Origin of the sequence: Kitasatospora sp. NPDC097643 (assembly GCF_040302625.1) — a bacterium.
Taxonomy (GTDB): domain Bacteria; phylum Actinomycetota; class Actinomycetes; order Streptomycetales; family Streptomycetaceae; genus Kitasatospora.
In genome coordinates, this window is record NZ_JBEOSA010000069.1 from 25,277 (window position 1) to 45,694 (window position 20,418).

Annotated in this window: 19 protein-coding genes, 2 pseudogenes and 1 CRISPR repeat array; of the genes and pseudogenes, 9 read left to right on the plus strand and 12 right to left on the minus strand. The window is 71.0% G+C overall.

The window, feature by feature from the left end:
* Nucleotides 1-507: 507 nt before the first annotated feature.
* The 3 genes from kilB to ABTY15_RS32415 all read right to left on the minus strand — a co-directional run bounded on the left by kilB (nucleotide 508) and on the right by ABTY15_RS32415 (nucleotide 4,839).
* Entirely contained in the window at nucleotides 508-978 is a 471-nt protein-coding gene (gene kilB, locus ABTY15_RS32405; protein WP_350603355.1) for a plasmid transfer protein KilB, read from the minus strand.
* A gap of 234 nt (nucleotides 979-1,212) precedes the next feature.
* Nucleotides 1,213-2,247 (minus strand): hypothetical protein, encoded by a 1,035-nt coding sequence (locus ABTY15_RS32410; RefSeq protein WP_350603358.1) that lies wholly within the window; start codon nucleotides 2,245-2,247, stop codon nucleotides 1,213-1,215.
* Nucleotides 2,248-3,324: 1,077 nt separating this feature from the next.
* On the minus strand, nucleotides 3,325-4,839 hold the full coding sequence (locus ABTY15_RS32415; RefSeq protein ID WP_350603359.1) for an alpha/beta hydrolase family protein: 1,515 nt from the start codon (nucleotides 4,837-4,839) through the stop codon (nucleotides 3,325-3,327).
* A gap of 492 nt (nucleotides 4,840-5,331) precedes the next feature.
* Here ABTY15_RS32415 and ABTY15_RS32420 point away from each other — a divergent pair, with 492 nt between their 5' ends.
* Both ABTY15_RS32420 and ABTY15_RS32425 read left to right on the plus strand, forming a co-directional pair.
* Nucleotides 5,332-6,474, plus strand: a complete 1,143-nt coding sequence (locus ABTY15_RS32420) for a sensor histidine kinase (RefSeq protein ID WP_350603365.1) — start codon at nucleotides 5,332-5,334, stop codon at nucleotides 6,472-6,474.
* Complete coding sequence (locus ABTY15_RS32425; protein ID WP_350603367.1) at nucleotides 6,471-7,148, plus strand: response regulator transcription factor; 678 nt, start codon at nucleotides 6,471-6,473, stop codon at nucleotides 7,146-7,148. The genes ABTY15_RS32420 and ABTY15_RS32425 overlap by 4 nt, the downstream gene beginning before the upstream one ends.
* Nucleotides 7,149-7,708: 560 nt before the next feature.
* Nucleotides 7,709-8,225: a CRISPR direct-repeat array (repeat unit 29 nt; unit sequence GTCCTCCCCGCGCCCGCGGGGGTCAGCCG).
* A gap of 209 nt (nucleotides 8,226-8,434) precedes the next feature.
* Here the strand turns inward: ABTY15_RS32425 and ABTY15_RS32430 are convergent.
* Together ABTY15_RS32430 and ABTY15_RS32435 are read right to left on the minus strand one after the other, a co-directional pair.
* Nucleotides 8,435-9,937 (minus strand): carboxylesterase/lipase family protein, encoded by a 1,503-nt coding sequence (locus tag ABTY15_RS32430; protein WP_350603369.1) that lies wholly within the window; start codon nucleotides 9,935-9,937, stop codon nucleotides 8,435-8,437.
* Between the two features lie 43 nt (nucleotides 9,938-9,980).
* Nucleotides 9,981-10,268: an antibiotic biosynthesis monooxygenase family protein gene (locus ABTY15_RS32435; protein ID WP_350603372.1), complete on the minus strand. Its 288-nt coding sequence runs from the start codon at nucleotides 10,266-10,268 to the stop codon at nucleotides 9,981-9,983.
* A 253-nt stretch (nucleotides 10,269-10,521) separates the two neighbouring features.
* On the opposite strand from ABTY15_RS32435, the pseudogene ABTY15_RS32440 reads away from it, so the two are divergent.
* A pseudogene (locus ABTY15_RS32440) lies at nucleotides 10,522-10,635 on the plus strand (IS5/IS1182 family transposase); the annotation flags it as partial.
* On the opposite strand, the gene ABTY15_RS32445 reads toward ABTY15_RS32440, so the two are convergent.
* Entirely contained in the window at nucleotides 10,636-11,076 is a 441-nt protein-coding gene (locus ABTY15_RS32445; protein ID WP_350603376.1) for a hypothetical protein, read from the minus strand.
* A gap of 245 nt (nucleotides 11,077-11,321) precedes the next feature.
* The gene (locus ABTY15_RS32450; protein WP_350603379.1) at nucleotides 11,322-12,332 is read right to left on the minus strand and encodes a glycoside hydrolase family 113 protein; all 1,011 of its coding nucleotides are present in this window, start codon (nucleotides 12,330-12,332) and stop codon (nucleotides 11,322-11,324) included.
* Nucleotides 12,333-12,462: 130 nt separating this feature from the next.
* Here ABTY15_RS32450 and ABTY15_RS32455 point away from each other — a divergent pair, with 130 nt between their 5' ends.
* Entirely contained in the window at nucleotides 12,463-13,119 is a 657-nt protein-coding gene (locus ABTY15_RS32455) for a TetR/AcrR family transcriptional regulator (RefSeq protein ID WP_350603381.1), read from the plus strand.
* 250 nt (nucleotides 13,120-13,369) lie between these two features.
* Nucleotides 13,370-13,804: a hypothetical protein gene (locus ABTY15_RS32460; protein WP_350603384.1), complete on the plus strand. Its 435-nt coding sequence runs from the start codon at nucleotides 13,370-13,372 to the stop codon at nucleotides 13,802-13,804.
* Nucleotides 13,805-13,972: 168 nt separating this feature from the next.
* Here ABTY15_RS32460 and ABTY15_RS32465 read toward each other — a convergent pair whose 3' ends face one another.
* Complete coding sequence (locus ABTY15_RS32465; protein WP_350603387.1) at nucleotides 13,973-14,725, minus strand: flavodoxin family protein; 753 nt, start codon at nucleotides 14,723-14,725, stop codon at nucleotides 13,973-13,975.
* Nucleotides 14,726-14,860: 135 nt separating this feature from the next.
* Here ABTY15_RS32465 and ABTY15_RS32470 point away from each other — a divergent pair, with 135 nt between their 5' ends.
* Nucleotides 14,861-15,769, plus strand: coding sequence for a LysR family transcriptional regulator (locus ABTY15_RS32470; protein ID WP_350603388.1), 909 nt, complete (start codon nucleotides 14,861-14,863; stop codon nucleotides 15,767-15,769).
* A gap of 35 nt (nucleotides 15,770-15,804) precedes the next feature.
* Here ABTY15_RS32470 and ABTY15_RS32475 read toward each other — a convergent pair.
* Nucleotides 15,805-15,861, minus strand: a pseudogene (locus ABTY15_RS32475) (pentapeptide repeat-containing protein); the annotation flags it as partial.
* Nucleotides 15,862-15,908: 47 nt separating this feature from the next.
* On the opposite strand from ABTY15_RS32475, the gene ABTY15_RS32480 reads away from it, so the two are divergent.
* A complete protein-coding gene (locus ABTY15_RS32480) occupies nucleotides 15,909-16,325 on the plus strand; it encodes a DUF6191 domain-containing protein (protein ID WP_350603391.1) in 417 nt (138 codons plus the stop codon).
* A gap of 94 nt (nucleotides 16,326-16,419) precedes the next feature.
* Here the strand turns inward: ABTY15_RS32480 and ABTY15_RS32485 are convergent, their stop codons facing one another.
* The 3 genes from ABTY15_RS32485 to ABTY15_RS32495 form a co-directional block, all read right to left on the minus strand.
* The gene (locus ABTY15_RS32485; protein WP_350603393.1) at nucleotides 16,420-17,352 is read right to left on the minus strand and encodes an aminoglycoside phosphotransferase family protein; all 933 of its coding nucleotides are present in this window, start codon (nucleotides 17,350-17,352) and stop codon (nucleotides 16,420-16,422) included.
* A gap of 41 nt (nucleotides 17,353-17,393) precedes the next feature.
* Nucleotides 17,394-17,840, minus strand: coding sequence for a nitroreductase family deazaflavin-dependent oxidoreductase (locus ABTY15_RS32490; protein ID WP_350603395.1), 447 nt, complete (start codon nucleotides 17,838-17,840; stop codon nucleotides 17,394-17,396).
* A 171-nt stretch (nucleotides 17,841-18,011) separates the two neighbouring features.
* Nucleotides 18,012-18,470 (minus strand): MarR family winged helix-turn-helix transcriptional regulator, encoded by a 459-nt coding sequence (locus tag ABTY15_RS32495; protein WP_350603398.1) that lies wholly within the window; start codon nucleotides 18,468-18,470, stop codon nucleotides 18,012-18,014.
* A gap of 53 nt (nucleotides 18,471-18,523) precedes the next feature.
* Here ABTY15_RS32495 and ABTY15_RS32500 point away from each other — a divergent pair, with 53 nt between their 5' ends.
* Complete coding sequence (locus ABTY15_RS32500) at nucleotides 18,524-19,444, plus strand: alpha/beta fold hydrolase (RefSeq protein WP_350603399.1); 921 nt, start codon at nucleotides 18,524-18,526, stop codon at nucleotides 19,442-19,444.
* Between the two features lie 175 nt (nucleotides 19,445-19,619).
* Nucleotides 19,620-20,243 carry a histidine phosphatase family protein gene (locus tag ABTY15_RS32505; RefSeq protein ID WP_350603401.1) on the plus strand — a complete coding sequence of 208 codons (624 nt, stop codon included), beginning with the start codon at nucleotides 19,620-19,622 and terminating at the stop codon, nucleotides 20,241-20,243.
* Nucleotides 20,244-20,418 lie beyond the last annotated feature (175 nt).

Sequence of the window (20,418 nt, forward strand, 5' to 3'; positions counted from 1 at the left end):
GCCTGGGAATCACTGACAACCCCGTTCCGCCAGTTCTGGCAGGCCACCCAGGCCGGCAGCCTGGAGCCACATGCCACGTGCCACGTGCCACCGAGAGTCTCGGCGACGGCTCTTTCGAGCGCACGAGAGACGAAGCCCTTCGCGCGGACCTCGTCACGCTCCCGACCGACGGGCCTGTCGTCGTCTGGCTCGGACGAACGGTGACCGGAAGCATCGCCTCGGTCGTCACTGCACCCGAAGGCGGCAGCAGGCGCTGAACCGACTGGTGGGCGCTCAGTAGATCGGGAGTTCGCAGAACCAGCAGGGCGTTCGAAGTGCCCAGATGTCGCCGAGTTCGCGGTGGGTGGCGGCGGCCTGGAACGTGCGTCCGGCGCGGTGATGGGCGTTGGGGAGGTGGGAGAGTGTGGTGGCCTCCCAGTGTGGTTGGTCCAGGAGCTGGAGGACGGTGAGTACCTGGTCGAGGTGTTGTGTAGCCTCGCTAAGTTGCCCGGCTATGGTCGCCCTCGGTCAGCCGTTGTCGGGGCTCAGGAGCATGGCGGCTGCGGCGATGAAGGCGGCGGATGCTTCCTTGGCCGCGTGCCGCCTGGCGTCCAGTTCGGCCCGGTCGATGGCCTTGCGCAGCCCGTACGTGGCATCTGCGGCCTGCTGGGCGGGGCCGGCCAGCTCGGGGACCAGGACCTGAAGGCGGATGTGGGGCGCGGTGATTGCCGCCCGGGTGTCGTGGGACCTCGTCTGGGCCTCCAGCTGGTGCTCGGTGCCCGCGTCGGTCAAGGCCAGACGCTCCCGGTGGAACATCGCCGAGCGGTGCGCGTCCAGGGCGGCTGCGAAGTCGGTGACGGCGCCGAGCTGGTCCTGACGGTGGCTGTCGGCGCGCTCCTCGGCGCGTGCGGTACGTGCCGAACGGTGCTGGAGGAGTCCGGCGGTCAGGGCACCGGCGAGGGTGCCGAGCACGGCAACGATCGAAGGCCATATGGACATCGGGTGTGGGTCCTCTCGGTGGTCGGTTTCGGTGGCGGGGTCACGTCTGCGGCGGTCCGGACCTCCCCAGGCGGTCAGTTCGCGGCTGGGGTCGGCGATGAGGAGCCCGGGGCCGTGATCACTTGCTCGGAGCCGGCGAGGGCACGGAACGGCCGGAAGCAAGTACCGGCGCGCTCCCAGAGCTCGGGCGTTTGGGGGCTCCTGGCGGTAAGACCATCGGCACGATGTCCGGGTTCAGCCGTTGTTCGCCCGCCTTGTGGGGGTGGGAGCGGGAGCGGGTGAGGATGAGGGTGCGGGTGCGGCGGGGGTGTGCGGACTCGTGGGCAGCGTGCCTCTGGCCGTCCGCAGCGCGGATCGGGCCTGTTCGGCCCCTGCTGCGGTGACCGGCGCCGGCGGTCCGGCGGCGACGACGTGTTTGCCGGGACCGGCGCACGCCCGGCAGAGGCCCGGCCTCGGTACGGGATCGTGGCAGTCGGCGCACTCGGCGTACCGGGGAGCAGCGGGCCGGGTGGGAGGTTCCGGGGGCGGCATCTTGTGCTTCAGCCGGTAGCGGAGCACGGCGGGCGCCGAGTGAACCGGTTCCGGCAGGCCCGGGAGCAGCGCCTGGGCCAGCCTGGTCGCGGTGCTTCCGCGGTCCAACCACTGTGCGACCAGCGGCGCCAGTGCCTCGGCTTCGGAATGGCCCAGGTGCAGGCGAGGTTCGGGGCTGATCACGCGCAGCAGGGTCGCCGTCGCCGCGCGGGTCCGTTCGTCCGGCGCTGTCGGCGGGGGCTCGATGGCGCCCTGGGGTCCCTGCTGTCCTCCCGTCTCACGCTTCGCGTGGGCGGTGACCAGCTTCGTGGTGACCGGCTTCGCCGACTGCTGATCGGTGGGGAGGGAGGGTTGTTTCTCCCGGTTCTTTACTTCAGGAGCGCCTGCGGGACCGGCTACCGGTTCACCGGAGACCGGACGGGTGGTACCCGGTGAACCGGTCCAGAGCTGCGGGGTGTCGTAGACGTGAGCCTCGCTGCGCAAGGTGCCGTCGGGCAGGCGGACCACCTCGACGCGGTAGAAGCCCGCTGCGGTCAGCTCCTTCAACGCCTTGCTGACGGCGCCGCGCCCCTGGGGGCTGGTGTCGGCCATGTGCCGACCGTTCTCGCGCCAGCCGTCGGGGCGGGAGAGGAGATCCGCGAGCAGGCCCCGGGCGGTGTAGCTCAGCTGCCGGTACTGAAGGACGGCGTTGGGAAGCACGGTGAACTGGCGTGCGTGTTCGGTACGATGGATACGCATCGGGAGTTGATCGCTCCTGGTGCCGGGCCCCGGGGTGTTGGTAGCACCGCCGGGGTCAACAGTTTTTGGTTGGGCTACGGAACGTACCACGGCGATCACTGCCGCAACGGGCCTTTGCGGCAACGGGCTTGATCATGTATCAGGCTGAGCTGGCAGCGGTGCCACCGGTCGGCCTACGCGGACGGGGCGCCTCGCGCATAGCTGGCCCCACCAACGCGGCCGGGCAGCCGCCATTGCGGGGCGGCGGCTTATGGAGGTCGCGTCGCGTCGACAGGAGCGAAACAGACAATCAGGCCTTGCCCGGCCTGACGGAACACCGGTTTATGCCTCCTGCGACAGGAACACGTGGCACGATTTCCATCGCCCCTTGACTTCTCAACAGCACAGCCCCGTCACTCACCATGACGGGCCACCAACGCCTGCGGCGCCAGGCCGCGTGCGGCCACCACCTGTCGGTCAAGAAGTGGCAAAGCCACTCCTTCGCCGCAGGTCAAAAAGGGTCCTCCCCGCGCCTGCGGGGGTCAGCCGGTGCCGACCCTGTCCAGCCTCGTCCTGGAGTTGTCCTCCCCGCGCCTGCGGGGGTCAGCCGGGGTCGGCGACGATGGTCGGCTGGTCCGGGATGTCCTCCCCGCGCCTGCGGGGGTCAGCCGTCCACCTCACTGGCCATCCCCGTGGCGGAGGAGTCCTCCCCGCGCCCGCGGGAGTCAGCCGGTGACCGGCGGGAGGCCGTAGTTGCCTCGGACGTTCTCCCCCCGCCCACGGGGGTCAGCCGTTTCAGAATGCGTTCTTCAACGGCGACGTTGCGTCCTCCCCGCGCCCGCGGGGGTCAGCCGCCTGGCCGGTCAGCTCTCTTGGCCGCCATGGAGTCCTCCCTGTACCCGCAGGGGTCAGCCGGTGGCGCACCACGGTTCGCCGTCGTCCGTCACGTCCTCCCCGCACCTGCGGGGGTCAGCCGAACTGCACGACGCACTGAATGCCGCGAAGTCCTCCCCGCGCCCGCGGGTCAGCTGGCGGGTGGGCTGAAGTCGCTGGCGCGGGCCTGGTCGTCCCCGCACGTGCGTGCCCCGGGGCAGCTGATCAGCGGCTGTTGTCCCGGGGGTAGACGCTGAGGTTGCCGTAGGCCGACAGGACGCCGGCCGGGTCGCCTGGTTTGTCTTTCAGGACGGCGTCCAGGAAGGCGAGGGTGGCTGCGGCGACGACGCGTGGGCTCGCGGTGCGGCCCAGGGAGCCGACGATCGAGGGCACGGGCGGCAGGTACAGGGGGCCGTCCATGAAGGTGAGGTGTGCGGCGCCGGGGATGGTGAGGCGGTAGCTCGTCGCGGTGGTGGACTTGAGCGCCTCGGTGAGGCGGGGCAGGTAGCGCGGGTCGGTTCCCGGGGTGATGGCCTGGGTGAGCGCGAGTGTCGGCTGGTCGAGGGAGGGCGTGGTGGGGCCGTGGGGGTAGCCGTCCAGGTCGATGACGGCGTGGAACCGGTGGTCCTGCCGGGCTGCTTGCAGGGCGGCGGCACCACCCATGGAGTGGCCGGTCACCGCGACCCGGCTGGTGTTCAGGTGTCCGCTCAGCGGGTCTGCGGCTTCACCTCGGTCCACATTCTCCAGCTGGGTGAGGACGAAGCTGAGGTCGGCGGCTCGGACCGCCGTCCAGCCGGCCGCCAGCTCGTCGTCCTTGTCCGGGTCTCCGCTGGAGGAGGTCTCGGTGTTGATCGTCCGGCCGTCGGCGAGGACGACGGCGGCGGAGTCGTACGGGTGGTCGAGGGCGGCGACCACATAGCCGTGGCTGGCCAGTTCCTCCGCCCAGGCGGTGTTCTGGGTGCGTACTCCGCCCGACCCGGGAGAGAACAGCACGACGGGGAACCGTCCCCCCTTGCTCTCCACCGGGGCGTCGAAGACCGAGTGGCTGCGGGCACGCGGAACGCCGTCGACCAGGAAGCCCGGCAGGCCGACCCCGCGGGCGAGGGCGTCGGAGACGGTGCGCGCCTCGTGCTCCGTGCGTCCGAGGTACTGGGCCCGCTGCGCACCCGCAGGGCTCTTCTGCGCGGGGTACCAGAGCTGGACCACGACCGTGCGCCGGTCGTCCGGGTCGGCGGTGAAGGTCTCGGGGCGGCGTGGGTCGGTCCACTGCACCACGCGGGTGCCGACCGCGAAGTCGCCCGACGGTTCGGGGAACACGGGTACGGGGAAGGCCCAGGCTGCCACCGGGCCCGTGGCGATCAGGCCGATGCAGGCCAGCGATCCCGGCAGCGCCAGCCACCAGCGGGCCCGCCACGCCGGCCGGTCGGTACGGCGGCCGGTACGGAGGCTGATACGGCGTCGCAGCAGGGGAGCGACGGCGAACGGCAACGCGATGGCAGCGCCGGCCAGTACCGGCAGCATCTGCCAGCGGATCCCCGCCACACCCAGCAGGATCGCGGACAGCACGAGAACCGCCCCTGCCACGATCGTGACGCGTGGGCGGGCGGCAGGAGGAAGCCAGCGCGCCACCACCAGTGCGACGGCACCCAGCACGGCAAGGATTTCCAGGGGGGACAGGTACAGTCCCGCGATGATCTCGGTCACCCGGCCATGCTCGGCGCCGGGTGTGCGCTGCCGCATCGGTCCCGGGTCGGCATCGTGTGCCACCGGGGTCGCAATCCGTGGCAGGTCCCTGTGCAACCGGAGTGGCAATCGAGCACGCCGGATCAGCGGCCGCCCTGCGACCACGGGAGGTAGCGGGGCTCCTCCTGCGGTCGTATCCCGGCACGGTGCCGTCAGACGGTGGTCTCATGTGCTCCGCGGGGCCCGCGGCCTACCGTGACAGGGCTGCGGCGCGGGCGGGGCAGCGCGAGGCGTACGTTCCCCGTACCCGACCTGCATTCCCGGCTGGACGCGGTGGCAGCCCCAGCCGGGGCCACCATGACGCTGAGACAGGGACGAATGATGACGGAGGCGGCCGCGGAACTCGGCAATGGCGGCCGGGTACGCCACCGGGACTGGGTGCGGTGGGCGAGGACGACCCTACGGCTGACGGGCTACGCCGACCCGACCTCCGCACGAGCGGCGCGACTGGCAGCAGCCGCCGGGCGCTGGAGCTCTCGGCTGCCGCCCATGGCGTGGGACTCGCTGCTGCCGACGCTCCTCCTCCTCAACATCGTGACCACCCGCGCGCCGCAAGAGCTGCCGGTGGCCGTGGCCCTCACCGCCGCCCTCGCGCTGCCCCTGGTGTGGCGGCGCCGGGCCCCGGTCACGGTGTTCGGCGCCGTGGCGGCCGCGGCCTCCGTCCAGTGGCTGGTGGACGTCCAACTGCCGGCGGACGTCGCTCTGCTGGTGGCCCTCTACACGGTGGCCGCGAACTTGGGCCGGCGTGGCACGCTGGTCGCCGGCGCCGTCGTGGAGGCAGGGGTCCTGCTGGCCTGCCTGCGCTGGGCGACGGAAGGCGCGTTCCTGACCCCCTTCGTCGCGGTCACCGCGATGGTCGTTGCCGCCGCCGTCCTCGGTGTGAACGCGCGGACCACGCGCGCCTACCTCGCGGCCCTGGAGGAACGGGCCGCACGCCTGGAGCAGGAACGGGAACAGCAGGCCCGGCTGGCCGTCGCCGAGGAAAGGACCCGCATCACCCGGGAGATGCACGACATCGTCACCCACAACCTGTCCGTCATGGTCGCGCTCACCGACGCCGCCGTCTACGCGCAGCACCGGTCGCCCGACCGGACCACCACCGCGATGCTCCAGGTCGCAGAGACGGGCCGACAGGCCCTGACCGACATGCGGCGCTCGTTGGGCATCCTGCAGACCGACGAACCGGACGCGCAGCGCCACCCGTTGCCCGGCATCGCCCAACTGGAGGCCCTCGCCGAGCAGATGTGCGCCGCCGGGCTGCCGACCCGCCTCGAGGTCCACGGCGGCCACGCCCACATACCCGCCACCGCACAACTCACCGTCTACCGCCTGGTACAGGAAGCCTTGACCAACGCCCTCAAGCACACACCCACCGGCACACACGCGACGGTCCGGATCGAGTGCTCAAGCGAGTCCGAGACCGTGACCATGGACGTCACCGACAACGGCCCGTGCCCGCCACTCCCGCCGCCACACCGTCCGGCGGCCACGGCATCCGGCCACGGCATCCCCGGCATGCGCGAGCGCGCGGCCGCCTACGGGGGGACGTTGCAGGCCGGACCGCTTCCGGGCGGCGGCTGGGGAGTCCGTACCCGCCTCTTCCTCGACGGCGGCGGAGCGGCGTCCGCATGACGATCCGCATCCTGATCGCCGACGACGAAGCGCTGCTCCGGATGGCCTTCAGCACCGTCCTGGAGGCCCAGCCCGACATGGCACCGGTCGGTGAAGCCGCGGACGGCAGCCAGGCCGTACGCCTCGCCCGGGAACTGCGCCCCGATGTCGTCCTCATGGACGTCCGGATGCCCGGGACCGACGGGATCGAGGCGACCCGACAGGTCATCAGGACCTCCCCGCAGAGCAGAGTGCTGATCCTCACCACCTTCGACCTGGACGAATACGCCTTCGCCGGACTCCACGCCGGAGCGTCGGGCTTCCTGCTGAAGAACGCCAGGCCTGAGGAGCTCCTCGCCGCGATACGCAGCGTCGCGGCGGGCGACGCGGTGGTCTCCCCGCGGATCACCCGACGCCTGCTGGAGAACTTCCGGCCGCACATCCCCGACGGCGGCGGTAACGGCGGCGGTAGCGCCGACCACCACGAGCGGCTGAGCCGGCTCAGCGCCCGGGAACGCGAGGTGCTGGTCCAGGTGGGCCGCGGCCTGTCCAACACCGAGATCGCGGCGACCCTGTACCTCGCGGAGGCGACCGTGAAGTCCCATCTGGGGCGAATCCTGCACAAGCTCGAACTCCGCGACCGGATACAGGCCGTGATCTTCGCCTACGAGAGCCGCCTCATCCACCCGGCATGACGCACGACCCGATCGCCGCCGTGCCCCGGCAGAACCGGCAGGAGTGGAAGCGCCGCTCGTGCGGGGAGGGTGCCCGCGGTCTGCGGAACTACGACAGGTGAGGTCGACCGCCGACAAGGGTGGTCGCGCGTTGGCTCACGTACCCCGCGACCGACCGTTGCACCGCTCACTCCACTGCACTGCTCATCCCACAGCGGGGACGCGGACTCCCTCCCAGAGCAGCCGGCACTCCCGCTGCGGGTCCACCCCGATCCGTGACGGATGGTCGATGATGCGCGTGTTCCGCTGCGCCACCGTGTCTTCCGGGTATTCCGGCCAGGAGACGAGCGGCCGGCCGGCACGACAGACAATCAGATTCTTGCCCGGCCCGACGGAACACCGTTTATGCCTCCTGCGAGCCGGAACACGTGGCACGATTTCCATCGCCCCTTGACTTCTCAACAGCACAGCCCCGCCACTCACCATGACGGGCCACCAGGCCTGTGGCACCAGGCCGCACGCGGCCACCACCCGTCGGTCAAGAAGTGGCAAAGCCACTCCTTCGCCGCAGGTCAAAAAGGGTCCTCCCCGCGCCCGCGGGGGTCAGCCGCGTCCCAAGGGAATTGGGATGGAGGCCGGCCCGTCCTCCCCGCGCCCGCGGGGGTCAGCCGACAAAAAGCGCGCGCTCCCAACCCTTCCACGGGTCCTCCCCGCGCCCGCGGGGGTCAGCCGGAGGAGGATCGCCCCGCGCTCACGATCACCGCGTCCTCCCCGCGCCCGCGGGGGTCAGCCGTCGGCGCGGAGGCGGCGCTCGTACGCGTCGAGGTCCTCCCCGCGCCCGCGGGGGTCAGCCGATCACGCACCGCATCGGCGTGTCGTGGCTCACGTCCTCCCCGCGCCCGCGGGGGTCAGCCGTTGTTCGTGATGAACGGGCCGACCATGTGCCCGTCCTCCCCGCGCCCGCGGGGGTCAGCCGAGGGGGTACCAGATGCCGGGGGCCGTCCACGTGTCCTCCCCGCGCCCGCGGGGGTCAGCCGGGCCTGGATCGCGCGCAGCCACTCGGCGAGCGGTCCTCCCCACGCCCGCGGGGGTCAGCCGACTTCGCCGGACAGAATGCTCTGCGCTATGTGGTCCTCCCCGCGCCCGCGGGGGGTCAGCCGGTGGGTCTCGGCGGGGGTCGGAGAGGTGGTCTGTCCTCCCCGCGCCCGCGGGGGTCAGCCGGGCGGCGGGTCCGCAGGTGGCGAGGACACGTCCGTCCTCCCCGCACCCGCCGGGGCAGCCGATGTCCGGCGACAACGCATGGCTGCTCATCCCGCAGCGGGGACGCGGACTCCTTCCCAGAGCAGCCGGTGTTCCCGCTGCGGGTCCACCTCGGTCCGTGACGGATGGTCGATGATGCGCGTGTTCCGTTGCGCCGCCGTGTAGGCCGGCCAGGAGGCGAGCGGTCGGCCGGTGCGGGCGAAGGCCAGCCAGTTGTCCTGGACCTCGCGCTGCACGGCGCGGAATCCCTGCCGCCCGCCGGCCAGCGTCAACAGCCGTACCGGCATGCTGTCGACACCGCCGAACACCGGCAGCAGTTCGATCCCGTGCACGGCCCCCAACCCGGCAAGGCGCAGCGCGCGCGGTGCGAAGTCGAAGCGGTAGCTGAAGGTGGGGGCCCGGCCGCTGTGCCCTTCGAGCACGGCCTGCGCCGGTCGCCACAGCACGAAGTCCGTGCTGAGCCGGACGGCGGCCGCCCGCTTCGGGTAGCCGGGGTAGGCGGTGGCCACCCGCTCGTGGTCGGCGCCGCAGCGCTGTAGCGCGGCGCGCAGCGCGGGTGCGGTGGTGGGCACGGTCGCGTCGAACCGGGACAGGGCGCATTCGTCGCGGTTGGTGCCGACGATCAGCGGCACCGCCTGCGCACTGCCTGTGGTGATGACGTCCAGCGGGTCCTGCGGCAGGAAGGCGCCATCGACCACCGGTGCGATCGGGTAGCTGCCGGGGAAGGCCCGCACCACCTCCCGCAGCGCCTGCTCGGCGGCCCGGCAGAGGTCCTTCGCGGCCGCCGTGGTCAATGCCCGCGCCGCGGAGTCCGGGGCGACGCCGAGCCGGCCGAGGAAGCGGCCGAGGAGCCTGCGGGCGAACCGCCGGGCTGCCTCGGCGTCCACGGCCGCCCAGTCCGCGGCCGGGCTCTGCGCGATCGCGCGGTGGAACAGACCGGCCGCGGCCGGCGTCGCCATCAGGGTCAGCACCGCGTCCGCGCCCGAGGACTCACCAAAGAGGGTGACGTTGTCCGGATCGCCACCGAAGGCGGCGATGTTGCGGCGCACCCACCGCAGCGCCGCCACCTGGTCCCGCAGACCGAGATTCGACTCGAAGGGTCGGTCAGCCGTGGAGAACTCGGTGAAGTCGACGTACCCGAGTGCGCCCAGGCGGTAGTTGAGCGTCACCACCACCACATCGCCGCGCGCCGCCAGCGAGTCACCCGGGTACCGGGCCGCGGTGTCGAAGAGGTAGCCGCCGCCGTGGAGGAAGACCAGCACGGGCCGCCGCGACCGCGCCGAGGGATCCGGGGGCGCGGTCACGTTCAAGGTCAGGCAGTCCTCGCCGGTCCGGCGCAACGCCACCATCGGGTTGCGGCGCTGTACGGCCGCGCACCCGAACCGGGTGGCGTCGCGTACTCCGGCCCACGGCTGCACCGGTTGCGGCGCCCGCAACCGCAACTCCCCGACCGGTGCCGCCGCGTAGGGAATCGACCGCCACTGCACCGCGCGCGGAGCCCGGCGACCGCGGACGACACCGTCCGCGGTCTCGACATCAGTCGCGAGCATCATCCCTCTCCTCGTCCGAAGCGCTGGGGTCACGGCCTCCCCGTCACCGCGACACCAGGAAGTGGACCTGGCGGGGCTTGACCTCCAGATCGCTCAGACCGTCGGGCGTCGCACCCAGCTCGCGGGCGGCGTCGGACGTCGCCCGGAACGCTTCCTCGGACTCGAACGCGCCGGTGGTGACGACCGCCTCGCCGTCGGGCGTGACCCAGACCCCGACGGACAGGAAGCCCGGCTGCGTCCGTATGACGTCGGCGACCTGGTGGCAGCGGCCGACGAACTCCTCGACGTGCTCGGGGGCCGGGTAGTGGTAGGCGACGAATCCGTAGGCCATGACGCTCTCTCCTCTGCGCTTGCGCGCCTTATACGGTGGCGTACATGACTGACGCTAACACCGCGCTATACGGTGGCGTATAGGTCTTGGGAATGAGGCGCCTGGCTCTCGAGAGGGAGAAGGGCCCACCCCTGCGGGAGCACCTTGCACGCCGCGCGAGAAGCGAGTCGAGGACGAGTTCATCACCGCTCCTCGCCCGACCTGGGACGTGTCCGACAATTGATCTTGTGGCAGAGGTGAGCTGACGGTCGCCCGCCTCAAGCACTTCCGCGCGATCGCCACCCGCTTCGACAAACTCGCCGACCGCTACCGCGCTCGAGTCGTCCTGGCTTCCCTGATCCTCTGGCTCCGCGAACCATCCCGGTGATCACTTAGCGTCTCCCGGCTGCCGTTGCTCGACTGCTCGGCGAACGGCAGCGCGGAGTTCCTCGTCGGGCTCGTTCCGCCTGAGTACGGATTCGAGAGAAACATGCGCTGCCGCCCGCACATCGGGATCCGGGTCGGAGAGCGCAGCGGCGATGATCGGCGCGTGCGTCACGGCGTCGGGGCCGAAGATGCCGAGGCCCTCGATCCCCGCGCGCCGCAACATCGCATCCTGTGCCGCCGTAGCCGCGACGAGTAGTTCCAGGGCCTCAAGCGGTGCCTTCGCGCACAGCAGCGCCAGGCCAACCAGCGCCTGTTCGAACTCCGCAGTGTCGTGGCGGGTGGCTGCGGCGAGCCGCTTGAGCGCCTCGCCCACCGCCGCCGGCGGACAGGCCGCACGAAGGCTGACCTCGTCGACCTGGGTGGGGGCGGTGTCGTCGTCCATCCGGCCATCCTGCCAGCAACCGAAACCCGATTCCCAAAGCCTCCGCGATCGACCAGCAGTTGCCCGCAACGCCCGGCATCAGCAACCCGCGCAGGTACCACACTCCGTTGGCCCGCAGGCCGCCGCGAGGCGGTAGACCGGCGCGAGGTCTGCGGCGAGTTCGGCGAACACCGCTTCCATCTGCTCGGGATCTGCACCGCGGCGCAGTGCCGATCCCGAGCCGTGGTCACCGTGCGCAGGGTCTGTCACCTCCGGTACCGCTGTGCCACTGCCGTGAAGGCGGCCTTGGGTTCCCATTCCATGTCGGGGTAGGTCTGTCCCCGGCGCCCTTCGAGGAGTTTGACGATGCCCAGGCCGGCCCGGTCCAAGTCGTCCCTGGGGTCACCGTCCGGGCGGTGCGGGTAGCCGGGCAAGGCGAACAAGAACACGAACGCGCTGTCCACGCCCTCGGTCTCGAAGATCTCGAGCAGTTCGCTCAGATATGCGGCCTGGCCGGCCTCGTCACGCTCGTACATGCCGTTCAACCGTACCGGGGCCTTGGTCTCCGGATCGTGCTCGACCACTTCCAGCACCCGTCCACCGCGGTCGCCCGCGCCGCGGTAGGCCGCAGTGCCGAACCCGGTGATGGCGAGCGGCTTCGGGCCCTGAGCCAGGGTGCGCACCGCGTCCCGGAACCGGTCGGCGACCTCGGCGGAGCGGATCAGCTCGAACGTCACCAGGTCGAAGGGAGTCCAGTCGACCTGCTCGAACTGGATGGATGCGTAGGTGAGTTTGCCCCGGAAGCGCTCGCGGACCGTGGCCGCGGCGTCGCGGAGGAATGCGTTGATGCGCACGCCGAGCTCGCACATCGCTTCGGCCCGCCGCTCGGGTCGGCCCATCAGCTGCTCGACCCGTTCCTCAGGGCTCTCTCCGGGCAGGAACCCGCGGTTCATCACGCTCAGCTCGACCCCTGCGACGAACACGACCGTGGCTCCCTGCTGCCGGAGCCGTTCCGCTCGCTCGGCGCAGTCGCGGAAGAGCGTGAGGATCTGCTCCGGACACAGCTCCAGCGGATAGGGCGAGAACCAAACCTCCAGGCCGAGTTCGGCGGCGGCACCGGCGGCCAGCTCCAGTCGTTCCGGGTCGCCGCCGATGATCTGGATCGCGTTGCAGTGCAGGTCGTCGCGGATGATGGCGAGCTCGCGCCGGACCACCGCGGGGTCGAAGTGCTCGCGGGATGTCTGGCCGTGCACGACGAATCCGGTGTCGTAGGTCATTCCTCTTGCTCGCATGGTGACGTCCTCCCTTGGTCTCGGTCGGGTCGAGGCTGACAGGAAACATGCGTGCACGCAAGTTTACGTATGCGCAACTTTGCGCGTGCGCAGCCCTGTGTGGAACGCTGACACCGTGACGACACCACCACCAGGGCTGCGGGAGCGGAAGAAGCAGGCCACGCGCGAGGCGCTACGAGAGGCGGCCCTGCGCCTGGCCCTGGAGCGCGGACCGGGCCAGGTGCGGGTCGAGGACATCGCCGAAGCGGCCGGGGTCTCGCCGCGCACCTACAACAACTACTTCGCCAGCCGCGAGCAGGCGATCGTCTCCGCCGTCACCGCGGACCGGGAGGCGCGCATCGCGGCGGCGGTCGCGGCCCGGCCCGCAGGAGTACGCCTGGCTGACGCCGTCACCCAAGCAGTGGTCGAGCAGTACACGAACACCGGCGAGCGCGAACAGAAGGCGCTGCTGCTGATCACCACCCAGACCGCGCTGCGCGAAGCGTTCCTCGATACCACCGCCGGCATCGAGCCCCCTCTCACCGCGGTGATCGCCGAACGCCTGGACGACGCCGAAACGCGCACAGCCCGCGTCCTCGCAGCAAGCGTGGCCGCGGCAGTTCGCATCGCGCTGGAAGGCTGGCTCCAGCCGGCCGGAAACGCAGAGGCCGCCGAGAGTTTCGCCACCGGAGGACTGGTCGTGCCCTCCGGCTCACTGCCCGACCAGCTCCGCACGGCGCTGGCCCCGCTCGCGCCCGCGTTCGACGCCGCCGAGCAACACACCCGGCCGTGAAGCCGACCCAACTGGGGGGTATCCGCTGAACGAGCAGTGGATCCGGCACATGCCGATGCACCCGGCTATCCTCCTCGGCAGCCGATTCACCGTAGATGACGCTATGCCAGGTCTCGATCCACGACTGGAGCACCAGCCCACTCGTCCGCAGAACTGCGATGCCCCGGGCCGTGCAAGGATCCATGCCATGAAAAGCGGAGGTGGATGGAGTACCGAACCGGCAGGCGAGGCGATGACGGAGGACGGCGACGTGGAGTCGCTGCTGCGCCGGGCTGCCCTCCGGGAACCGCACGGGCAGATCGTGATCACGCCCATTCTGTGCCGGTGGTGCGATTGGGATCGGTTCGAAGTGACTGCGGGCGAGTACTTCTGCGAGGGCTGCTGCCTGCCGGTCGACATAGCGGACGGAGATGTCCACGGAGATGTCCACGCAGGCGGACGCCCGTGGAAGCTCGCGGCGTCCGCCGCCTCGTTCCCGCGACTGCGTGAGGCATTCCACAAGCCGGCCAGCCCCACCTGCCCCGCAGGACACGAAGTGTTCCAGGTGGCGGTCGCGTACGCCCTTGCCGCGGACGGCCAGGTCCGCGGTCTATCGGTTGGACTACGGTGTCCGGACGACGGCGCGCTGCACCTCCACATCGACAACGTGCGCATTAGTGCCGCAGGATCTGAGACGGTGACCTGACCGCACATCAGCCAAGAAGCGGCGAAGCCAGTCCCGCCGCTGGCCAGCACATGTCCTCCCCGTACCTGCGGGGGTCAGCCGTCGATGTTGAGGTAGTCGGTGCCGCGACCGGCGCCGCCAGGTGCCTCGGGGCTCACTGTCGACGCCGGTGCGGGGCCGCCTGCGAGGTCAGGCGCCGGTCAGCGCCGCCGGTTCGCCGTCCTGCTCGCGGAGGGAGGCGGACAGGGCGCGGGCCTCGTGTTCGGTCATCCGCGGGGTGGCGTACGGAACGGCGTTGACCCAGCGCTGGGTCAGGCGGGCGATGCGCTCGCCGTAGCGCTCCGCGGTGATCCGGTCGCCGCGGGATCCGGCCTGTTCCGGGCCCTGGTCGGCGTGGCTCTGGCTCATCAGGCCCAGCCAGGAGCCGAGCCGGTTGACGTCCTCGCGGGTGCCGCCGCTCCAGTTGTTGCCCGGCATGTCGCCCACGCCGATCCACTGCATGCCCAGCTGCGCGGCGAACACCGCGAGCTGCTCCAGGACCATCAGCTTGTCGCCGCTCTGCGAGGCGGACATGGTGAACCCGCCGGCCAGCTTGTCCTTCCACGCCTGCGTCGTGAACGGTGTGAACGCCGCCTCCAGGAACGCCTTGAACACCGCCGACACGCTGCCCATCAGGGTCGGGCAGCCGAGGACGATCGCGTCGGAGCGGTCGAGCAGCGCCAGCACCTGCGCATCGTGCCAGCGGCCCGCGACGACGTCCTCGGGGCGGATCTCGACGAGGTGCACCTGGGCGCCCGGCACCAGGCGCGCCCCGTCGGCGAGGTGCTCGGCCAGGACCCGGGTGTGTCCGTGCACCGAGTGGTAGACGACTGTCACCGTGACCGTCGGCACGCCCTGTTCACGGTCGACATCAGGGGCAACGTCAATGTCATTGGCTGTCATGACTTTCTTCGCTTCTTCCGATCGTGGGGAATCCCTGCCTGCCCACCCATCACAGCCCGTGTACGACACGGCATCAACGCCGAACTTCGGCACGCAGCGATCGGTCACACCGATCGATCGCGATAGCCTGCCTCCATGGACAGGATGGAGCTGGAAGCGTTCGTCGCGGTCGCCGAGGAACTCCACTTCGGCCGCGCCGCCGAGCGCCTGCACCGGGGGCAGCCCACCGTCAGCGACGCCGTCCGGCGGCTGGAGGGCGGCCTGGGTGGGCGGCTGTTCCACCGCACCAGCCGCCGGGTGGCACTGACCGAGCTCGGCGAGGCGCTGCTGCCCGACGCCCGCGCCGCCCTGGCCCAGCTGCGCCGCTTCCAGCAGCGCGGACGCGCCCTGGCCGCCGGCGACCGGGCCCGCAGCACCCTCGTCGTCGGCCACGCCGAGTACACCGGCCAGCAACTGCTGCTGCGCTGCCTACCGCAACTGCGCGACCGCTTCCCCGATGTGACGATCGTGCCGGAGACCATGCCGACCACGGCCCAGCTCACCGCCCTGCGGGCGGAGACGATCGGGCTGGGCATCGGCTGGGCGATCGGCGACGTCACCGGCGTACGGGCGACGGTGCTGTCCACCGAGCGGTTCATGGCGCTCGTACCCGCGGCCCACCCGCTCTCCGGGCGCGCGGAGCTGAGCGCGTCCGAACTCTCCACCACCGACCTGCTCACCTGGCCCCACCAGATCAACAGCGGCCTCTGCGACCGTCTCCTGTCCGCCTTCCAGATCGGCGGGGCCGACCTGCGCATCATCAGGACCGCCGACAGCGTGCACGCCATCGCCGCCCATGTCGCCGCGGGAACGGGCATCGGCATCACCGTCGAGTCCGCGCTCGACCACCAGCCGCCCGGCCTGCGCGTCATCCCCCTCACCGGCCCCTCGACCACCGCCGACCAGGTCGTCCTCACCCCCGCCGAACCGTCGGACGCCGCCACGGCGCTGCGCGACCTGCTGGTGCGCGCCGCCTCGGCGGAGTCGCCCTCCGCCGTGCACTGAGCGGTGCGGGCCGTGACGCTCGCAGGTCGGCCCCCGGTCAGGTCGGCGCCTCGGAGGTCGGCCTCATTCAGGTGCGCGCGTCGAAGGTCGGCCCCCGCGTTCGGGGAACGTCCCCCAGCGGAGGAGACGTTCCCCGAACATGTCGAGTCTGCTGCCCGTCATGGGAAGCCTGCTGTTTCCCGCAGCCCTGGTCGTGCTGTTCTTCGTCGCATCTGCCGGGCGGCAGGCCGTCCTACGGACACCGAGACTGCGCTGGCTGGCCAGCCGCCTCCGGCTGAGTCACGAATCCGGTGAACGCGGGACAGGCGCGACCACGACGGAAGAACTTCACGCGCTTCTCTACCCGAGCAAGCGGATCCAACTGGAGCAGCGCCGGATCGAACTCGTGCTCCGTGACGACGAGAACGACGGCGCACCCCGTAAGACCGGCATCGACCTCACCGCCGGCACCGCAACCATTCGCCGCTCTACGAGCACCGGGTCTCGAAGCCCTCGGAACCAGGCCCTCATCGAGCCTCAGCCTGGGGAATTACGTCACCGCGGGCCTGGGGAATAGCGCGACTGCTCACAACGGCAGGCCGAACACGGACGCCCGTGCCAGCGACGCGGGTGTCCGTCTGCGCCACCGGACCCGCCAACGCGTTGACGCTCTACGAGTGTTCGGTGAGCAACGCCGCCAGGCGGTCGGCGAATTCGGTGAGCCAGTCCCGTCGTGGTCCGCTGCGGGCGATGCGGAAGCCGTGGCGGCGGCCCCAGAAGGCCGCTTGGACGGCATGGAACTGGGCCCATCGCTGGACGCGTTCGCGGTCGAGTTCCGCTGCTTCGGCGAATACGTCCAAGGTCCGGTGGACAGCCCTGCGCAGGTCGTGCGCTTCGAGGAGCGTCAGCGCGCGGGACTTCAGCAGTGTGCCGCCGTCGTAGGCGGGGTCTCCCGCGCACCCCTTGGGGTCGACGGCCAGCCATGGCTCGCGGTCGGCGCGCAGGATGTTCCGGGCGTGGAGGTCGCCGTGGATGAGGGTGTCCGGCTGGACCCGGCCCAGCTCCCGGGCGGTCGCCACGGCGGCATCCAGTACGTGGTGTGGCAACGGATGTGCCAGCTCGTCGGCGTCCCGGCGCAGCTGTTCCTCCCAGGCATCGGCCTGCTCGCGCAGCCGGGGCAGGCCGGACGGTGCGGGGATGGCCAGGCGACGATTGAGTCGCCCGGCGACCGTCACGACCTCGTCGCCGTCCTCGACCTCTGCCAGGGTCACCGGATGAACCCGCTCGAGGAGCATCGCGAACCGCTCGTCGTCGCGCTCATGCAGCCGGACGGCACCGCGCCCGGCCCACGCCACGAACGCGTCCGGCTCGTGGACGTTGCCGGGATGCGGGAACGACACCTTCAGCACAGCGGTCTCCTCGGCCCGCCGCAGTACCGGGACGATGACACCGACGCCTCCGTGCATGACCCTGCCGTCCGGCACACACTCCCAGCGCCCCAGCAACTCCTCCACGATCCCGGGCAGCTCCGCGAGCCAATCAGCCCCGGCCTCCCCCTCGCGTTCGACGGTGCTCCGGGCGAACTCCTCCGGCGTAGCGATCACCACGGCACCCTATTCGCCGGCCCGGCCGCAATCACCAAGTCCTACTCCCGCGCGGGCTCCAGCACGAAGACGGGGATCACGCGGTCGGTCTTCTCCTGGTATTCGGCGTACGGCGGATACGCGGCGACCGCGCGCTCCCACCACTCGGCTTTCTCATCCCCGGTGACCTCGCGGGCCGTCATGTCCCGGCGCACGGGCCCGTCCTGGAGCTCCACGTGCGGGTCGGACTTGACGTTGAAGTACCAGAGCGGGTGACGTGGGAAGCCGCCCTTCGAGGCCACGACCGCGTACCGCCCCTCGTGCTCCACGCGCATCAGCGGGGTCTTGCGGATCTTGCCGCTTTTCGCGCCGCGCGTCGTGAGGATGACGACGGGCAGGCCGGTGTCCCAGAGCGTCGATCCCTGCGTGCCGCCCGAGCTCTCGTACAGCTCGACCTGCTCGCGCACCCACTGCGCCGGACTCGGCTCGTACTCGCCCTCGAGAGGCATCGCGTTCTCCCCGTCATCACGTCATGAAGTGTGGTGTCCGACAGATGGTCGGGTGAAACGCAAGGCACCCACCGCCATCAGGTGCGTCACGAATTACCCGCCACAGCCATCATTTCCGAAGAGCCTCATCAGTGGTCGTAGCCGCCCCCGTTTCCGGGCGCCTCCTCGCCCCTACTCCGGCCCGTCGGCCGGGACGTGCGCGGCGTAGAGCCGTTGGAGCAGGCGGTTGAGCTGCTCGCGCTCGGCCTCGGGCAGGGCGTGGAGGAACCGGTCCTGTTCCTCCGCCGCCGCGACGGCGAGCGCCCCGACGAGGGTGCTTCCCTCCTCGGTGAGGGTGACGACGCGGCGGCGGCGGTCGGTGTCGTGGGGGCGGCGCTCGACCAGCCGCCGGTCGACCAGTTGGTCGAGGACGGGCACGAGGTTGCGGGCGTCCACGGCGATCAGTTCGGCCAGGCGGCGCTGGCCGACGACGCCGTGCCGGTCGAGGGCGACCAGCACGGCGTACTGGCCCTGGGACAGCCGGTGCTCGCCGAGGAAGGCCGTCCAGGAGCGCGCGGTGAGCGAGCCGAGGCGTGCCAGCAGGAAGCCGGTGCCTCGTTCGAAGGCCGGCCGGTCGTTGGAGCCGCTCATGGCCGCCAGTCTACCCAATAGACATGCCACATGTCGTTTGATAGACATGAATCATGTCTATTGACCTGCGCCACTCCACCGTGGCGATCGGCGAACTCTCCCTCCACCTCGTGGAATCCGGCCACCCCGAAGGCCGCCCCTACCTGTTCCTGCACGGGTGGCCCGAGTCGTGGCGGACCTGGCTGGGCGTGATGGAAGCCGCTCGCGGCGACGACGCCCGGATCGTCGCCCTCGACCTGCCCGGCATCGGCGGCTCCACCGGAGCAGTCCGCGACGGATCGAAGCGCCGGCTGGCGGACGGCGTCCACGGCCTCGTACGGGAGCTCGGCCTCACCGATGCCACGCTGATCGGCCACGACGCCGGCGGCATGGCGGCCTACGCCTACCTGCGGCAGTACGACGACACCGCCCGCGCCGTCGACCACGCCATCGACCGTGTCGTCATCATGAACACCGTCATCCCCGGCGTCGACCCCTGGAACGACGTCCTGCGCAACCCCCACATCTGGCACTTCGGCCTGCACACCGTCCCGGACCTGCCGGAGACCCTCGTCCAGGGGCGCCAGGCGGCCTACTTCGACTACTTCTACGACGTCCTGTCCGCCGACCCCCGACGGATCACCGCCGAGTCACGGGCCGCCCACGCCGCCGCCTACCGCAGCCCCGCAGCGCTCACCGCCGGCTTCGACCTGTACCGGGCCTTCGCCCAGGACGCCCGGGACAACACCGCGTTCGCCGCCGCCGGCCCCGTCGAGACGCCGCTGCTGTACGTCCGCGGCGACCGCGAGGGCAGCGACCTCCTCGCCTACGCCCAGGGCTTCCGCGACGCGGGTGTCCGGAACCTCACCACCGCGATGGTCGCCGACGCCGGACACTTCGCCCAGGAGGAGCAGCCCGCCGACGTCTGGGCACTCATCCGCGACTTCGCCGACACCACCACGACGGCGGGCCGAGCGGCGGCCGTACCCAACTAGTGGCTCCGCACAGATGGTTGACCAGGTAATCGTCCGGGCCGTCGTCGGCCGGGCTGTCCCGGAGGTTCGATTCGAGAGGATGCGCTGACCTTGACTGCCAGGAACCGTGGCTGGAGGGCCGGCGTCCACCTCAGGACGACACACAAGATCGCTAGTGGGCGCGAAGGAGTTTGGAATGACTGGAACAGCCACCCGCTACCTCTATCTCGTCCGACACGGCGAGGCCTTGCCGGACGAGAGCGGGCTGACGGAGAACGGCCGCCGTCAAGCGGTACTGCTCGGCCAACGACTCCGTGATGTCCCCTTCTCAGCCGTTCACCACGGCCCACTGCCCCGGGCGGCGCAGACCGCGCGCCTGATCGGGGAACAGCTGAACAGCATCCCTCTGCAGGTCTCGGAAGCTGCGGGGGACTACGTCCCGGACGTTCCGGAAAGGGACGAACTACCGGCGGACTCGGCTGACTTCCTGCTCCGCTTCGTCGACCAGTTCACCGCTGAGGAGCGTGAGCGCGGCCCGGTGCTGGCCCGCCAGGCACTGGAGCGGTTCACCGGACCGGTGGACGGCGACGAGGCCCGGCACGAACTGGTCGTCACCCATAACTTCCTGGTCGGCTGGCTCGTCCGGCATGCCATGGACGCGCCGAAGTGGCGCTGGCTCGGCCTCAACCACTGCAACGCCGCCCTGACGGTCATCCGATACGCGCCCGGCCGGCCGTCCTCCGTCCTCTTCTACAACGACATGCGGCATCTGCCTGCCGAGCTGCGCTGGACCGGCTTCCCGCCCGAATTGCACATCTGAACACATCGATCGTGGCTTGCCACGCGGCCCTGACCGGGTACTCGGTCCGGCCGATCCTCTGCAGTCGCCGACCCTCCTCCATGCTGACTGACCGGACGAACACTCCCGGACGACGCCCCACGGCCACCTCCAAGATCAGCTCTCGGAGACAGCCTGACGGGCTACCAGCGGCCGA

What these genes read in the sequence shown, in the direction of transcription:
- kilB (WP_350603355.1), bottom strand. Translation starts at nt 978, where the DNA reads ATGTCCATATGGCCTTCGATCGTTGCCGTGCTCGGCACCCTCGCCGGT.
- ABTY15_RS32410 (WP_350603358.1), bottom strand. Translation starts at nt 2,247, where the DNA reads ATGCGTATCCATCGTACCGAACACGCACGCCAGTTCACCGTGCTTCCC.
- ABTY15_RS32415 (WP_350603359.1), bottom strand. Translation starts at nt 4,839, where the DNA reads ATGCGGCAGCGCACACCCGGCGCCGAGCATGGCCGGGTGACCGAGATC.
- ABTY15_RS32420 (WP_350603365.1), top strand. Translation starts at nt 5,332, where the DNA reads ATGGCGTGGGACTCGCTGCTGCCGACGCTCCTCCTCCTCAACATCGTG.
- ABTY15_RS32425 (WP_350603367.1), top strand. Translation starts at nt 6,471, where the DNA reads ATGACGATCCGCATCCTGATCGCCGACGACGAAGCGCTGCTCCGGATG.
- ABTY15_RS32430 (WP_350603369.1), bottom strand. Translation starts at nt 9,937, where the DNA reads ATGCTCGCGACTGATGTCGAGACCGCGGACGGTGTCGTCCGCGGTCGC.
- ABTY15_RS32435 (WP_350603372.1), bottom strand. Translation starts at nt 10,268, where the DNA reads ATGGCCTACGGATTCGTCGCCTACCACTACCCGGCCCCCGAGCACGTC.
- ABTY15_RS32445 (WP_350603376.1), bottom strand. Translation starts at nt 11,076, where the DNA reads ATGGACGACGACACCGCCCCCACCCAGGTCGACGAGGTCAGCCTTCGT.
- ABTY15_RS32450 (WP_350603379.1), bottom strand. Translation starts at nt 12,332, where the DNA reads ATGACCTACGACACCGGATTCGTCGTGCACGGCCAGACATCCCGCGAG.
- ABTY15_RS32465 (WP_350603387.1), bottom strand. Translation starts at nt 14,725, where the DNA reads ATGACAGCCAATGACATTGACGTTGCCCCTGATGTCGACCGTGAACAG.
- ABTY15_RS32470 (WP_350603388.1), top strand. Translation starts at nt 14,861, where the DNA reads ATGGACAGGATGGAGCTGGAAGCGTTCGTCGCGGTCGCCGAGGAACTC.
- ABTY15_RS32480 (WP_350603391.1), top strand. Translation starts at nt 15,909, where the DNA reads ATGTCGAGTCTGCTGCCCGTCATGGGAAGCCTGCTGTTTCCCGCAGCC.
- ABTY15_RS32490 (WP_350603395.1), bottom strand. Translation starts at nt 17,840, where the DNA reads ATGCCTCTCGAGGGCGAGTACGAGCCGAGTCCGGCGCAGTGGGTGCGC.
- ABTY15_RS32495 (WP_350603398.1), bottom strand. Translation starts at nt 18,470, where the DNA reads ATGAGCGGCTCCAACGACCGGCCGGCCTTCGAACGAGGCACCGGCTTC.
- ABTY15_RS32500 (WP_350603399.1), top strand. Translation starts at nt 18,524, where the DNA reads ATGTCTATTGACCTGCGCCACTCCACCGTGGCGATCGGCGAACTCTCC.
- ABTY15_RS32505 (WP_350603401.1), top strand. Translation starts at nt 19,620, where the DNA reads ATGACTGGAACAGCCACCCGCTACCTCTATCTCGTCCGACACGGCGAG.